The organism is Pseudomonas sp. SMV7, assembly GCF_052041995.1.
Taxonomy (GTDB): domain Bacteria; phylum Pseudomonadota; class Gammaproteobacteria; order Pseudomonadales; family Pseudomonadaceae; genus Aquipseudomonas.
Genome location: NZ_JBKGGT010000002.1, coordinates 122,368 through 137,063 on the forward strand (window position 1 = coordinate 122,368; position 14,696 = coordinate 137,063).

Genomic DNA, 14,696 nt, shown 5'->3' on the forward strand with positions numbered 1-14,696 from the left:
TATGTGCACCTTTCCCTCGGTGGGCAACGGCTAGCATCGTGGCTAATTGAAACTATAGTGACTTTTTAGTCAGTCAGAGATCGCAGTCATGCCGTCGATTGATGTGTCAGCCACCGCGAGCCTGCGCCAGCGGGCCCTCAGGGCCGGGTCGTGGAACCTGGTCTCGCAGGTGGCGTCACAGCTGATGCGCCTCGGCGGCAATCTGCTCATGGCCCGCTTGCTGGTGCCGGAAATGTTCGGGGTGATGGTGATTGCCAACACCGTTTCGGTACTGCTGCATCTGCTGTCCGACGTCGGCCTGCGGCAGAACATCGTCCAGAGCCCGCGTGGCGACGACCCGGATTTTCTCGATACCGCATGGACGGTGCAGATCATTCGTGGCTTCGTGCTGTTTGTCCTGACCTTGCTGCTGGCCGTGGCCGCCTGGTTTGCCCAGCTGACTGACTTGTGGCCGGCTGACGCAACCTATGCCGAACCGGTGTTGCCCTGGGTCCTGGCGGCCACCGGGCTGTCGGCGGTGATCTGGGGGTTCCAGTCCACCAAGATAGATGTGGCGGTACGAACTTTCCAACAGAAGCGCGTGGTGCTGGTCGACCTCGCCTCGCAGGTGGTGGGCCTGGTGGTGATGCTGGTGCTGGGCTACCTGACCCGCTCGGTCTGGGCGCTGGTCATCGCCGGCCTGGTGTCGGCCCTGGCCTGGACCCTGCTTGGCCACACCGTCCTCGAGGGGCCGCACAACCGCCTGCACTGGGAGCGCAGTGCGCTGAACGAACTGATCGTGTTTGGCCGCTGGATCCTGTTGTCGTCGATGGTCGGCGTGCTGGCCATGTACGGTGACCGCATCTGGTTCGGTGCCAGCATGACGACAGCGCAACTGGGCGTCTATTCGATTGCCGTGCTGATCCTGGGGGCGGTGCAGACCGCGCTGATGAAGGTTTTCGGGGCGGTGGCGCTGCCGGCCTTCAGCGAAGCGGCCAGGGCCAATGACAAGGAGCGCCTGAAGGCGCTGTACCACCGCTTCCGCCTGCTGGTCGACCTGCTGGTGCTGTTCGTCTGTGGTGGCTTCCTCACCGCCAGCCCGCTGCTGATCGGCTGGCTGTACGACGACCGCTACCGTGAAGCCGGGCCGATGCTGGCGATTCTTTCGCTGTCGTTCCTCACCTTGCGCTATACCTTGGCACACCAGGTGTGGATTGCCCTGGGCCTGACCAAGTACCAGGCCATCGACAACATCATCCGCCTGGTCTCGCTGTGGGGGTTGTTGCCGTTGTTGCTGGCGCTTGGCGGTGTGGACTGGGCGATCTGGGGCGTGGCGCTGCACACCCTGCCGACGCTGGTGCTGATCGTGTATGTGAATTGCAAGCTGGATATCTTCAGCTTAAAACGTGAACTGATGGTGCTGCCGATGCTGCTGGTCGGGGCGCTTTGCGGGGCGCTGCTGACAGCCTTTTGCAACTGGCTGTGAGGCGGCTTGCCGGGGTGAGACTTGAACGGGCACAGGCTACTGGACCATGGGGAAGTTGACTTATTGTGCTGCGCAGCCGGGGCGCAGGCGCTTTATCCAGAGTTGTGTCTTGCTGGGTGTCGGGGGCGCGCTGTTCGGTGCTACAGCGGCCAGTGGCGGTGAGCGTGTCGACAGCCACGGGTACGTACTGATCAATGGCTGGGTGCTGCCGTCCCGTTACTTCCGGAACGAGCAAGCATGATCAACGATTTCCAGTCGCAGAAGACGCTACGCGACGCCTATGACGTTTGCATCATCGGCGCCGGCCCGGCGGGCATCACCCTGGGCCTGCGCCTGGCGGCCGCCGGCTGGCGGGTGCTGCTTGCCGAAGGTGGCGGGCGTGAATACTCGTCGCTGTCGCAAAACCTGTATGCCTGCAAATCCACCGGCCTGGAGCTGTATGCCCAGGTATCCCGCCTGCGTTACCTGGGCGGCACATCCAACCATTGGGCCGGCCGTTGCCGGCCGTTCACGGCCTCGGATTTCGCCACGCCACCCATCGGCGGCCTGCCGGGCTGGCCCATCCCTTATGCGGAAATTGCCGCCTACCTGCCAGCCGCCATGGAGATCGTCGACTTGCCGCCTGGCTCGGATTTCGAGGCAATCAACAGCGGGCTGGTCGGTGACGAATTCGAACCAGACCGCTTTCTGCTCAGCCCGCCAACCCGGTTTGCGCAGAAGTACGCTGCGGCTCTCGAGCAGACCGAAGGCCTGGATGTATTCATCAACTGCAATTGCGTGGACCTGGAGTTCGACGAGGCCAGCGGCACCCTGGCCGCAGTGGTACTGTCCGATTACCAGCGCAATCGCCAGCGCCTGGTGGCGAGAAACTTCGTGCTGGCCACCGGTGGCATCGAGAATGCCAGGCAATTGCTCAACAGCGAATCGTTGCTGCGCGCGGGCATCGTCAGCCAGGACGGATTGGTCGGCGGCTGTTTCATGGAACACCTGAACATCGACCTTGGCACCTTCATCCTCCGCTCGGGGCTGGCCCCTGAGCCGCGCGAATACTTCACTACCGATGCCTTCACTGACGAGTACAAGGCCGGCAAGGGCAATGTCAGGGCCGCCTTGCTGGACGAGGTGCAGACCTACGGCCGCACTGCCGAGGTCAAGCATTTTCTGGAAAACCTGGCCTGTGACATGGGGGTCGCCAGCAAGATTGCCTTCGTGGCCCAGTTCAGTTGCCCCGGCGACGGTCTCATCAGCACGCTGATAGAGCAGTTCCCCAATCTGCACAGCCGCATTTCGCTGCTGGACGAGAGGGACGCGCTGGGCGTGGGCAAGGTCAACGTCAATTGGGCCCTGAGCGCCGATGACCGGCACACCATCAAGTGCATCGGCAGCGAGCTGGCCAAGCGCTGGGCCGACATGAACCTGGGCTTCATAAGGCTCAACGACTTTGTCTATGACACCTCGATACCGCTGAAGATGTCGCCGCATGCCCACCACATGGGCACCACGCGCATGGCATCCTCCGCGCAAGCCGGTGTCGTCGACAGCAACTGCAAGGTGTTCGGTGTTGCAAACCTCTACATCGCCGGCAGCAGCATCTTTGCCACAGGCGGTGCTTCCAATCCGACCTTGCCGCTGCTGCAGTTTGCCCTTCGCCTGGCCGACCACCTCGATGCCAGGATGAGCGGCGCCAGGCAAGCAGTGGGGTGATACAGGTGGGAAACGGGTAGAGTGCGCTGCGGTCAGCACCCATGACAACCAGACCGGATGCGCCTCAGGAACAGTCCAGATGGCTTGATTGCGAGGCTGGCAGGATGAACGGATGGATACGCAAGGCAGTGGCGCATTATGTTCATGCAACCGGGCGAGGCGCCTCGTTCTACCGCAGGTTCTGCCGGCCCACGCCGCTCGAGTGGGGCGCGTACCTTACCCGTTGGGGCAACTTTCATTCGGTGGGCAGGCACTTCCATGCCAACCCGGGGAGCAAGTTCCTCGACCCTTCGCTGGTGCGCATTGGCAACAGCGTGGGCCTGGCCGACTGCACGCTGATCGGCCATGACGGGGTGGTATTGCTGATCGAGCACCGCTTCGGCAAGCGCCTGGATTCGGTCGGTTTCATCGACATCAAGGACAACTGCTTCATCGGCCACGGCGCGATCATCATGCCGCGCGTGACCATCGGGCCCGAGTCGATCGTCGCCGCAGGCGCGGTGGTGACCAAGGACGTGCCGCCAGGCACGGTGTTCGGCGGCAACCCGGCAGAGTTCATCTGCACCACCGAAGAGTTGATCAAGCGGGTCGAGGCGCGTTGCGAAGCCTACCCGTGGATCGGCCTGGTCAAGCAGCGCAACGGTGCCTATGACCCCGAACTGGAACCGCTGCTGATGGCGCAAAGGCGCCAGTACTTCTTCGGGGAGGGCGGCAATGGCTAGCAAACCGGTCGATGTCATGGTGGTCAACTTCAACACGGCCGGGCTGCTGCAGCCGATGTTCGATGCGCTGCGCCGGGCTGATGGTGAACGCCTGGCCAACTACCTGGTGGTGGACAACGCCTCGGTGGATGACTCGGTGCAGCGCATGGCCCAGGTGTGCCCGCAAGCGCTGCTGCTGAGCAACACGCATAACGTCGGCTTCGGCCGGGCCAACAACCAGCTGCTGGCGCACCTGAAGGGCAAGTACGCCTTGCTGCTGAACACCGACGCCTTCGTGGCTGCCGATTCCCTGCAGAAGACCCTCGATTACATGGAAGCGCACCCCGAGTGCGGCGTGCTGGGCGTGCGCCTGGAGGGCCGCGATGGCGACCTGCAGCCCAGTTGCCGCTACTTTCCGACACCGTTCAATGTATTCGTCGGGCGTACCGGGCTAGGGCGTTTCTTTCCAGGCCTGAAGATGGTAGACGAGATGGACTGGGACCACGCGTCGGTGCGCGAATGCGACTGGCTGCCTGGCTGCTTCTACCTGGTACGCCGTGAAGTGCTCGACCAGGTTGGCCTGTTCGACCCGCGCTACTTTCTTTATTACGAAGAAGTCGACCACTGCAAGCGGGTCAAGGCGGCGGGCTGGAAAGTGGTGTTCTACCCGCACACCACGGTGGTGCACATCGGCGGCGAGAGCTCCCGCTCGGTAGCCGAACTGGAGGCGGCCAGCCGGCAGATTTCGGCCTACCAGATCGAAAGCGAACTGCTTTACTTCCGCAAGCATCACGGGCGGGCAGGGCTTGCCCTGCACATGTTGCTGGTGACCTTGGGCGACCTGCTGCTGGCACTCAAGGCGCTGTTGAAACGACGCGGTTGGGGCGCGATACGTGCCTGCTGGCGTCACTGTCGGGCGACCTGGTCCCTGCTGTTCAAGACCCGGTATGCCAGCCAACCGACCAGGTAGGTGGAGCCATGTTCGAAAATATCCGTGCCGACTTGCGCGCCCATGGTGGCGACTGGGGCGCCCAGGGCTTCTGGGTATTGCTGGTGTACCGCTTCGGCCGCTGGCGCTATGGCGTGCGCCCGGCACTGCTGCGCAAGCTGTGTTCCCTGCTGTACAAGGTGTTGTTCAAATGCGTGCAGATCACCACTGGTGTGGAGTTGCCGTGCGAAGTGGTGATTGGCCGCAACTTCGTCATCGATCATTTCGGCGGCATCGTGATCAGCGGCTATGCCCGGTTTGGCGATGATTGTCGTATCCGCAACGGCGTGGTGGTGGGCCTGAAGAACGTCGACGAGCCGATTGCACCGGTGTTCGGCAACAATGTCGATATCGGTACCGGGGCCAAGGTGCTGGGCAGCATTCGCATTGGCAACAACGTGGTGATCGGTGCCAACGCCGTGGTGCTGGTGGATGTGCCGGACGATTCGCTGGCGGTGGGGGTACCGGCCACCATCAAGGCCAGGCACGCGGCCACCACGGCGCCGGCCGGGTGAAGCCCATGGCGAGCGGGCTTGGCGTGGTGGTGATAGGCCGCAACGAAGGCCAGCGCCTCGAGCGTTGCCTGCGCTCGCTGGCGCATGGCGCGGACCAGGTGCTGTACGTCGACTCGGGTTCCTCCGACGGTTCACCGCACCTGGCCCGTAGCCTCGGGGTGGAGGTACTGGCGCTGGACATGGGCCAGCCGTTCACTGCTGCCCGCGCGCGCAATGAAGGCTTTGCCGCTTTGCAACGGCTGCTGCCGTCGATGCGCCTGGTGCAGTTCGTCGACGGCGATTGCGAGGTCGACGCTGGCTGGCTGGCGACGGCACAGGCGTTTCTCGACCGCCAGCCTGACGTGGCGGTGGTGTGTGGCCGGCGCCGCGAGCGTTTTCCGCAACGCTCGGTGTACAACCTGCTATGCGACCTGGAATGGGATACCCCGATCGGCGAGGCCAAGGCGTGCGGTGGCGACGCGCTGATGCGGGCAGACGCCTTCGCCGCTGTCGGCGGTTTCCGCAGCGGGCTGATCGCCGGCGAAGAGCCCGAGCTGTGCGTACGCCTGCGGGCCAAGGGATGGAAGGTCTGGCGGCTGGATGTCGAGATGACCCTGCACGACGCCGCCATGACCCGTTTCAGCCAATGGTGGCGACGCAGCCTGCGCGCCGGCCATGCTTATGCAGAAGGCGCCTACCTGCATGGCCAGGCGCCGGAGCGGCACTGGCTGCGCGAGTCGCGCCGGGCCTGGGTCTGGGGCCTGGGCATACCGCTGGCGACCCTGCTGGCCTGCCTGGCGTTCGGCGGCTGGGGCCTGGCGTTGGTGCTGGTCTACCCGTTGCAGGCCTGGCGCCTGGCGCGTGGCGGAGACCGATCGGCACGTGAAAACTGGCTACGGGCAGTGTTCCTGGTATTGGGCAAGTTCCCGGAAATGCTTGGGCAGTTGCGGTTCCTGCACCGGCACTTCGTGGCCGGCAAGCCGGCCTTGATCGAATACAAGTGAGGGACCACGGATGCTCGGCACGATCATCAAAAGCGTGTTCACCCTGCAACCGGGCTACTCGTTGCGGGCGCTGAACAACAAATACCGGCTGATGCGCCAGGTTGCCCGGCATTGGCCCGAGCTGAATGCCTTCGTGCAACGCATGACCCTGGCACTGGGCGAGGGGCGCTGGCGCCGGCTGGGCGTGGATTGCCTCGGCGTCGTGCAGTGGCCCTATATCAGCAAAAGCTGGGAAGCGCCGCAGCGCCTGGAGGTGGTGGCATCGCATTTCGAAGTGGTGGCCGGGCAATTTCCGCCGCTGTTGCTGCTGGACCGCGCAGACAGCCGGGTATTGTGCGAGCTGACCCGCCATTCGCCAGGTTGCCGCCTGGTGCTCGATCGGCCGATCTGGTTCAAGCGTGAAGGCGAGCTGGTGCTGAACCTGTTCCAGAATGACCTGCGCGTGGCCTCCCTGGCATTTACCCTGTGCCGCAGCCAGGGCGAATTGTGCCTGTTCATCGGTGCCGTGCAAGGCATTCACAAGGGGGTCGACAGCGAGACCTCGCTGGCCATCTACCGCGACCTGACCAAGGACTTCGAGGGCCTGCGCCCGCGTAGCCTGCTGCTCGAAGCGCTGAAGTGCCTGGCCAGACTGCTGGGGGTGCAGCACCTGTATGCCGTCAAGGATGCCTGTCGCCACCACCGACACGCGTATTTCGGCAACGACAAGGGCGAGGAACTGGCTGCCAATTATGATGCGATTTGGCAAGAGCATGGCGGCATAAGCTGCGAACGTGCTGATTTCCTTGAGCTGCCCCTGGCCCCGGCGCAGCGCGCGGAACAGGACATTCCAAGCAAGAAACGGGCGATGTACCGCCGCCGTCAGGCGTTGCTCGACGATGTTTTCGCACGTTTGCAGGCCGCTTTGGCAGGCAGCGGTCACAACCTTGGACTACAAGAGAAGCAGGGGGATGCGCCTGACGCAGGGGCATCGGCGGGACGCCGGCCACCGGTAATCGACAGCTTGAAGTAAGCGCTGGCGTTACTGTGGGAGGTCCAAGGGTTCATCATGCGGGTCTTGATCTGGATTCCTATGCGCATTGCCTATTTCGTCAACCAGTACCCGAAGGTCAGCCACAGTTTCATCCGCCGCGAAATCCTCGCGCTGGAGCGCCAGGGGGTCGCGGTGCAGCGTATTGCCCTGCGTGGCTGGGACGCGCAGCTGCAGGACGGCGAAGACGCAAACGAACGCGACAACACCCGCTATGTGCTGCGAAGCGGCATCGCCGGCCTGCTCAAACCCACCTGGCAAGTACTCTGTGCGCAGCCGCGGCAGTTTTTCCGCGCGCTGTGGCTGGCCCTGCGCCTCGGTCTGCGCGCCGACCGCGCCTGGCCCTACCACCTGGTCTACCTGGCCGAAGCCTGCCAGCTGCTGCAATGGCTGCAGGCAGGCAAGGCACAACACGTGCACGCCCATTTCGGCACCAACTCCACCGAGGTGGTAATGCTGGCCCACGTGCTGGGTGGGCCGGCCTACAGCTTTACCGTGCACGGGCCGGAGGAATTCGACAAGCCGCAGTTTCTGCACATGGCCGAGAAGGTGCGGCGTGCCGCGTTTGTCGCGACCGTCAGTTCGTATGGGCGCAGCCAGGTGTTGCGCTGGGTGGCACACGACCACTGGGCCAAGGTGAAGGTGGTGCATTGCGGCCTCGAGCGCAGTTTCCATGAGGTGGCGCCGGTCAGCCTGCCGGCGGCGCCGCGGCTGGTGTGTGTCGGCCGCTTGTGCGAACAGAAAGGCCAGCTGCTGTTGCTCGAAGCCGCGCGGATACTGGCCGCCCGAGCGCTCGGTTTCGAGCTGGTGCTGGCCGGCGACGGCGAGATGCGTGGGCAGGTCGAGGCGTTGATTGCCCGGTATGGCTTGCAGCGCCAGGTACGTATCACCGGCTGGATCAGCAGTGCCCAGGTGCGCGAAGAGATCCTTGCCGCGCGCGCACTGGTGCTGCCCAGCTTCGCCGAGGGGCTGCCGGTGGTGATCATGGAGGCCATGGCCCTGCGCCGGCCCGTGCTGACGACCTATGTGGCGGGCATTCCCGAGCTGGTGCAGCCGGGCGAGAACGGTTGGTTGTTTCCCGCCGGCGCCGTTGACGAGCTGGTGACGGCCATGGCCGAGTGCCTGGCGCAACCTGTCGAGGTACTGCAGCGTATGGGCGAGGCGGCCCGCCAGCGTGTGCTGCAACGGCATGATGTCGACACCGAGGCGGCCCGGTTGGCCGCTTATTTCAAGGCATCCGCATGATCAGTGTATTGGCTTGGTTACTCGGCATCCTGGCGCTCATCGTCCTGCTGCCGGTACTGCTGCTGTTGGGGCAGGTGCTGCTCGCCTGCCTGCCGAGGCAGGCGCAGCCCTTGGGCGGCAACCGGCGTCCGCAGGTGGCCGTGCTGGTGCCAGCGCATGACGAAGCAATGATCATCCGCGCCACGCTGGCAAGCATCACCCCGCAATTGCAGCCTGGCGACCGGTTGCTGGTGGTGGCGGACAACTGCACCGACGACACCGCGCCACTGGCCCGCGAGGGCGGCGCGGAGGTAGTGGAACGCCACGACCTGCGTTTGCGTGGCAAGGGCTATGCCTTGGACTTTGGCGTGCGCCACCTGGCCCGCCAGCCGCCCGAGGTGGTGATCGTGATCGATGCCGATTGCCGGGTCGGCGAGGGCGCGATCGAGCGCCTGGCGCGTCGTTGCCACGAAGCCGCCCGGCCGGTGCAGGCCCTGTACCTGACGCACGCCCCGGCGGGCGCCGGGACGAAAGTACAGATCGCCGAATTCGCCTGGCGGGTCAAGAACCTGGTACGCCCGCGCGGTTGGGCGCGGCTGGGCCTGCCTTGCCAGTTGATGGGCGCGGGCATGGCGTTCGGTTGGCGTGACCTGGCCCTGGTCGACCTGGCCAATGGGCACCTGGTGGAGGATGTGAAGCTGGGCCTGGACCTGTGCCAGCAAGGCAAACCCCCGGTGTTCTGCCCCGAGGCCTTGGTCACCAGCCAGTTTCCGGCCAGTCAGCAAGGCCTGAACAGCCAGCGCACCCGCTGGGAGCATGGCCACCTGGGGTTGATGCTGACCGATGCCCCCAGGCGTGCGCTGGCCGCCGTCAGGCAAGGCAACGGCAGCTTGCTGGCGATGACCCTCGACCTGCTGGTGCCGCCCCTGGCATTGCTGGTGCTGGCCCTGCTCGCGGTCAACCTGTTGGCCTGGCTGGCCTACCTGCTGTTCGGCGTCGCGGCACCTGCGTGGATCGCCCTGGGTGCGCTGCTGTCGCTGGGCCTTGCGGTCATGCTGGCCTGGGCGCGCTTCTGTCGTGAGCTGATCCCGTTTTCCGTGTTGCTGTATGCGCCGTTCTATGCGGCAAGGAAGGTGCCCATGTATCTGGGGTTCCTGATCAAGCGCCAGGTTGACTGGGTGCGCTCGAAGCGGGATGCAGACTGATGGCTGAGTGGCAGCAGCGCTGGGCCGGCATCATCGACAAGCTCGAAGCCGTGGCTGACGAGGCTGCCGCGCAGCGCCTGCTCGACCGGCTGGCCGCTGTGCAGACCCCGACCGTGCTCGGTTTCGTCAACGCCCATGCGATGAACCTGGTGGTGCGCGACGGCGCGTACGCTCAGGCATTGTCGGCGGCCGACGTGCTGCTGCGTGACGGCGCCGGCATGGCGATGCTCTATCGCCAGCTTGGCCTGGAGCCCGGGCTCAACATGAATGGTACCGACTTCATTCCCCGGCTGATGGCTGCCTACCGCGGGCGACGGGTGGCGTTCTGGGGCACACGGCAACCCTACCTGGACCAGGCCGCGCAGCGCAGCGCCAGCCAGTTCGGGGTGGTACCGGTATCGGTCCATGATGGCTTTGCCAGCCTGGAAACCTATCTGCAACTGGCCAGGGAGCAGCAACCCGAGCTGATCGTGCTGGGCATGGGCATGCCCAGGCAGGAGGCGGTAGCGGCGCAGTTGGCGGCCTCTGGCGAACCGTGCCTGATCGTCTGTGGTGGGGCGATCCTGGATTTTCTCGGCGGCAAGGTCAGCCGGGCGCCGCTGTGGCTGCGGCGTGTGGGCGGGGAGTGGTTGTACCGGTTGTCGCGCGAACCGAAGCGCCTGTTCATGCGCTATGTGGTGGGCAACCCCTTGTTTCTGCTGCGCGCCCGGCTGTACCGCCGCGGTGCAGGGCGTGCCGGACGCAGCGTGTAGACGGACGGACCTGCCTGGTCGCTGGGGGGTGGCACGTTGATGGCGGCTGGCTGCTACAGTGAGAGCAAGGTGGCGGGCTGCACGGTGCTGTTTCGCTGGCCTTGCATGGGCCGTTTGCCAGGCTTGCGGTTTGACCAAAAGGACTTGCTGCGCGTGAATTGATGAGGTCTGAGATGGTTTTCGAACCCAGAAGCAGTCGTTCCTTGCTTCAGCGAAGAAGCAGCGTCAGTAACGCCATCCAGGCCGGTCTCGACGGAATAGCCGTCACCGGTATCGCCTGGTACCTGATCTACGACCAGTTCGGCTATATCACTTCCGATTACGTGATCATGCTGTTGTTGCTGATCGGCGCACTGGCGGTGATCTACGATCACTATGCAATCTACCGCACCAACGTCGGCCTATCGATCAAGGCGTTCCGGCTGTTCAAGGCGTGGTCGGCAACCTTCTGCTTCCTGGTGGTGATGGCCTTCCTGACCAAGCAGAGCGAAACCTACTCGCGGCTGCTGGTGGTGCAACTGTTCATCATCGGCTACATCGCCCAGTTGTTCCTGCATTTTGCCGTGCGCGAACTGCAGAAGCGCTTCAGCGCACATGCGCGCCTGGACAATGCGCTGATCATCGGCGCCGGTGACCTGGCCAATTTCCTTTATCAGAAAATCAGTAACAACCCCTGGTTCGGCGAGCGGGTGCTGGGCTGCGTGCTGATCGACGCGCCCGACGAGCCGAGGCGCGAAACTGCCGAGGGCAAGCAACGCCTGCCGGTGCTCGGGCACATTGCCGAGCTGGACCAGATCGTCGCCCGGCACGCCATCCGCACGGTGTACCTGGTCACGCCGCTGGGCGGTTCCGAGGTCATCAACGAGGTGTACCTGAAGCTGCTCGACAAATGCATTGCGGTGAACTGGGTACCTGACATCTTCTCCTTGCGCCTGATCAACCACAGCGTGCGGGAAATCGCCGGCATTCCAGTGCTGACCTTGTCCGAGACGCCGCTGACGGGCATGAGCCTGTTCCTGAAAAACCTCGAGGACAGGGTATTGGCGGCGCTGATCCTGCTGTTTGCCTCGCCGGTGCTGCTGGCCGTGGCAGTGGCGATCAAGCTGGATAGCCGCGGCCCGGTGTTCTTCCGCCAGGAACGCACCGGCTGGACCGGGGAAGCGTTCCGTATCTGGAAGTTCAGGAGCATGCATGTGCACCAGCCGGAGGCGGGCGTGATCAGGCAGGCGCAGAAGAATGACCCGCGGCTGACCCGGGTCGGGGCGTTCATCCGCCGTACCAGCCTGGACGAGCTGCCGCAGCTGTTCAATGTGCTGACCGGGGAAATGTCGCTGGTCGGGCCGCGACCGCATGCCCTGCAGCATGACACGCTGTATTCGCAGGACATCGTCGATTACTTTGCCCGCCACAATATCAAGCCTGGCATGACCGGCCTGGCACAGGTGCGCGGGTTCCGCGGCGAGACCAAGGATATCGAGCAGATGATCCAGCGCGTCGACTCGGACATCGAGTACATCAACAACTGGTCGCTGTGGCTGGACTTCGTGATCCTGGTGCGTACGTTGAACGCGTTTACCGGTAAGCAGGCCTATTGAGCCGGTTCCTGCCCACAAAGCCTGTGTTCAGCTGGGTTGGTCCTTGCCCAGCGGGTGCAACTCCCTGAACACCCGTGCTTCTTCCACCAGCCAGTCATGCACCGCCCGTGCGCCCGGCTGGTTCAACCCGCCCGGCGGGTAATGCACCACGTAGCGTTTGTGGTTGGCAATCGGCACCCCGAACGGCACGATCAGCGCACCGCGCTCCAGTTCGTCGTTGAGCAGGGTGCGCCGCGCGATGGCCACGCCACTGCCGGCGATCGCCGCCTCGATGGTCAGGTGGTTGCGGTTGAAGGTATGCCCGCGCCGTACATCGAGACCGGCGGCACCGATGCTTTCCAGGTAGAACTCCCATTCAGCGTATTCCGAACTGCCACGCCAGGCGGTGATGTCGTGCAGCAGCGGGTAGTGTGCCAGGTCTGCCGGCCCGTGCAGCGGCGGGCGCCCGCGCAGCAGGGCGGGCGAGCACACCGGGAAGATCTGCTCGTCCAGCAGCGGGGTCGACAGCATGCCGGGGTAGCTGCCGTCGTTCAGGTCGATGGCCAGGTCGAAATCACCCGGGTTCAATGCCTGGGCACTGTCTTCGGCCACCAGCCGCAGTTCGATGTCCGGGTAGCGTTGCTGGAAGCGCGGCAGGCGCGGCGTGAGCCATTTGGCCAGGAACGACGGGATCGAACGCAGGCGCAAGGTGCCACGGATTTCACCCGCGTCCAGGCGCAGCAGTTCAGCTTCGATGCTGCTGTAGGCTTCGGCCACCGTCTGCGCCAGGCGCTGCCCCTCGGCGCTCAGTTCCACGCCGCGCGCCCGGCGCAGGAACAACCGGTAGCCCAGGCGTTCTTCCAGCTGGCGCATCTGCTGGCTGACCGCACCCGGGGTGATATGCAGTTCTTCGGCACAGCGGGTGAAGGACAAGTGCCGGGCTGCACAGGCGAACACATGCAGCCAGACGAACATCTGGCCATTGAGTTGTCGACGCATCGTTTAGTACCGCTAAAGCCTTGCTTAGAAAGTTTCGTTGGTCATCCGTGAGCCAGCGCGGCAGTATCGCGCAAAATCGCAATACCGCTCAATTTTTTCAGAGAACCGTGCTGCGGGTTCACACCGCTGTACGGTCAGGCATTAGCATGGCTATCAGTGTTTTCGACCTTTTCAAAATCGGCATCGGCCCGTCCAGCTCCCACACCGTCGGCCCGATGCGGGCAGCGGCGACCTTTGCCCAGGCCCTGCGTGAGCAAGGGCTGCTGGGCCGGGTCAGCCGTGTCGAGGTGCGGCTGTATGGCTCGCTGTCAGCCACCGGCGTTGGCCACGCCACCGACCGCGCCTGCCTGCTCGGCCTGATGGGGCAGTGGCCGGACCGTATCGACCCGGCCACCATCGAGTCGCGCATTGGCCAGGTCATGCAGGAGCATTGCCTGCTGCTCGATGGCAGCCACCCACTGGCGTTCGACTACAGCCGCGATCTGCTGCTGCTCGACGAGAACCTGCCGTACCACCCCAACGCCATGCGTCTGGAAGCCCTCGACGGGCAGGCCAGCCTGTTGCGCCAGACCTACTATTCGGTAGGCGGTGGTTTCATCGTCGAGCAGGCCGAGATCGATGCGCCGCGCGGCGAAGCGAACGCGGTGCAGCTACCGTACGAATTCGACAGCGCTGCGCAGTTGCTGGCGTTGTGCAAGGCCCATGGCTTGAGCGTGGCGCAATTGATGATGGCCAACGAGTGTGCCTGGCGCCCGGAGGCCGAAGTCCGCGAGGGCCTGCTGCGAATCTGGGCGGCCATGCGCGAATGCGTCGACAACGGCCTGCGCAACGAAGGCATCCTCCCCGGCGGCCTGCACGTCAAGCGGCGCGCCGCGCGCTTGCATCGCAGCCTGCAGGAGCTGGGCAAGCCCAACGTGATCGGTTCCACCCTCAGTGCCATGGAGTGGGTCAACCTGTTCGCCCTGGCGGTGAATGAAGAGAACGCCGCCGGCGGGCGCATGGTCACCGCGCCCACCAATGGCGCCGCCGGGATCATTCCTGCGGTGTTGCACTACTACATGAAGTTCAACCCCGGCGCCTGCGATGCGGATGTGGTGGACTTCCTGCTGGGCGCAGCGGCGGTGGGTATCCTGTGCAAGAAGAACGCGTCGATCTCCGGGGCGGAAGTCGGCTGCCAGGGCGAGGTGGGCTCGGCCTGTTCGATGGCCGCTGCCGGCCTGGCGCAGGTGCTTGGCGCGACCCCGCCGCAACTGGAAAACGCCGCCGAGATTGCCCTGGAGCATAACCTCGGCCTGACCTGCGACCCGGTCGGCGGCCTGGTACAGGTGCCCTGCATCGAGCGCAACGCGATCGCGGCGGTGAAAGCGATCAACGCCGTGCAGATGGCCTTGCGCGGGGATGGCGAGCATTTCATCTCGCTGGACCGGGTGATCCGCACCATGCGTGATACCGGGGCGGACATGCATGCCAACTACAAGGAAACCTCGCGCGGCGGTTTGGCTGTTGCGTTTGTCGAGTGTTAAGTAACCCGATCGGCCAACGTGGCCCGCTTGTGG

14 protein-coding genes are annotated in these 14,696 nt (G+C 64.4%); 13 read left to right on the plus strand and 1 reads right to left on the minus strand.

Going from position 1 to position 14,696, the window contains the following annotated elements; genetic code table 11:
* Positions 1 to 88: 88 nt before the first annotated feature.
* The 12 genes from ACLEJP_RS03530 to ACLEJP_RS03585 all read left to right on the plus strand — a co-directional run bounded on the left by ACLEJP_RS03530 (position 89) and on the right by ACLEJP_RS03585 (position 12,162).
* The gene (locus ACLEJP_RS03530) at positions 89 to 1,465 is read left to right on the plus strand and encodes an oligosaccharide flippase family protein (protein WP_440804543.1); all 1,377 of its coding nucleotides are present in this window, start codon (positions 89 to 91) and stop codon (positions 1,463 to 1,465) included.
* 46 nt (positions 1,466 to 1,511) lie between these two features.
* On the plus strand, positions 1,512 to 1,706 hold the full coding sequence (locus tag ACLEJP_RS03535; RefSeq protein ID WP_440804544.1) for a hypothetical protein: 195 nt from the start codon (positions 1,512 to 1,514) through the stop codon (positions 1,704 to 1,706).
* On the plus strand, positions 1,703 to 3,169 hold the full coding sequence (locus ACLEJP_RS03540) for an FAD-dependent oxidoreductase (protein WP_440804545.1): 1,467 nt from the start codon (positions 1,703 to 1,705) through the stop codon (positions 3,167 to 3,169). The genes ACLEJP_RS03535 and ACLEJP_RS03540 overlap by 4 nt, the downstream gene beginning before the upstream one ends.
* Positions 3,170 to 3,273: 104 nt before the next feature.
* Complete coding sequence (locus ACLEJP_RS03545; protein ID WP_440804546.1) at positions 3,274 to 3,891, plus strand: acyltransferase; 618 nt, start codon at positions 3,274 to 3,276, stop codon at positions 3,889 to 3,891.
* Positions 3,884 to 4,840, plus strand: coding sequence for a glycosyltransferase family 2 protein (locus tag ACLEJP_RS03550; RefSeq protein ID WP_440804547.1), 957 nt, complete (start codon positions 3,884 to 3,886; stop codon positions 4,838 to 4,840). Before ACLEJP_RS03545 ends, ACLEJP_RS03550 begins: the two co-directional genes overlap by 8 nt.
* 8 nt (positions 4,841 to 4,848) lie before the next feature.
* A complete protein-coding gene (locus tag ACLEJP_RS03555) occupies positions 4,849 to 5,373 on the plus strand; it encodes a serine O-acetyltransferase (RefSeq protein WP_440804548.1) in 525 nt (174 codons plus the stop codon).
* Positions 5,374 to 5,378: 5 nt separating this feature from the next.
* On the plus strand, positions 5,379 to 6,356 hold the full coding sequence (locus ACLEJP_RS03560; RefSeq protein WP_440804549.1) for a glycosyltransferase: 978 nt from the start codon (positions 5,379 to 5,381) through the stop codon (positions 6,354 to 6,356).
* A 10-nt stretch (positions 6,357 to 6,366) separates the two neighbouring features.
* Complete coding sequence (locus ACLEJP_RS03565) at positions 6,367 to 7,368, plus strand: VirK/YbjX family protein (RefSeq protein ID WP_440804550.1); 1,002 nt, start codon at positions 6,367 to 6,369, stop codon at positions 7,366 to 7,368.
* Positions 7,369 to 7,428: 60 nt separating this feature from the next.
* A complete protein-coding gene (locus tag ACLEJP_RS03570) occupies positions 7,429 to 8,631 on the plus strand; it encodes a glycosyltransferase family 4 protein (protein WP_440804551.1) in 1,203 nt (400 codons plus the stop codon).
* The gene (locus ACLEJP_RS03575; RefSeq protein ID WP_440804552.1) at positions 8,628 to 9,815 is read left to right on the plus strand and encodes a glycosyltransferase family 2 protein; all 1,188 of its coding nucleotides are present in this window, start codon (positions 8,628 to 8,630) and stop codon (positions 9,813 to 9,815) included. The genes ACLEJP_RS03570 and ACLEJP_RS03575 overlap by 4 nt, the downstream gene beginning before the upstream one ends.
* Positions 9,815 to 10,567: a WecB/TagA/CpsF family glycosyltransferase gene (locus ACLEJP_RS03580; RefSeq protein WP_440804553.1), complete on the plus strand. Its 753-nt coding sequence runs from the start codon at positions 9,815 to 9,817 to the stop codon at positions 10,565 to 10,567. Before ACLEJP_RS03575 ends, ACLEJP_RS03580 begins: the two co-directional genes overlap by 1 nt.
* 173 nt (positions 10,568 to 10,740) lie before the next feature.
* The gene (locus tag ACLEJP_RS03585; protein WP_440804554.1) at positions 10,741 to 12,162 is read left to right on the plus strand and encodes an undecaprenyl-phosphate glucose phosphotransferase; all 1,422 of its coding nucleotides are present in this window, start codon (positions 10,741 to 10,743) and stop codon (positions 12,160 to 12,162) included.
* A gap of 27 nt (positions 12,163 to 12,189) precedes the next feature.
* Here the strand turns inward: ACLEJP_RS03585 and ACLEJP_RS03590 are convergent, their stop codons facing one another.
* Entirely contained in the window at positions 12,190 to 13,140 is a 951-nt protein-coding gene (locus ACLEJP_RS03590) for a LysR substrate-binding domain-containing protein (RefSeq protein ID WP_440804555.1), read from the minus strand.
* A gap of 146 nt (positions 13,141 to 13,286) precedes the next feature.
* Here ACLEJP_RS03590 and ACLEJP_RS03595 point away from each other — a divergent pair, with 146 nt between their 5' ends.
* Positions 13,287 to 14,663, plus strand: coding sequence for an L-serine ammonia-lyase (locus ACLEJP_RS03595; RefSeq protein WP_440804556.1), 1,377 nt, complete (start codon positions 13,287 to 13,289; stop codon positions 14,661 to 14,663).
* The last annotated feature ends 33 nt before the right edge of the window (positions 14,664 to 14,696 follow it).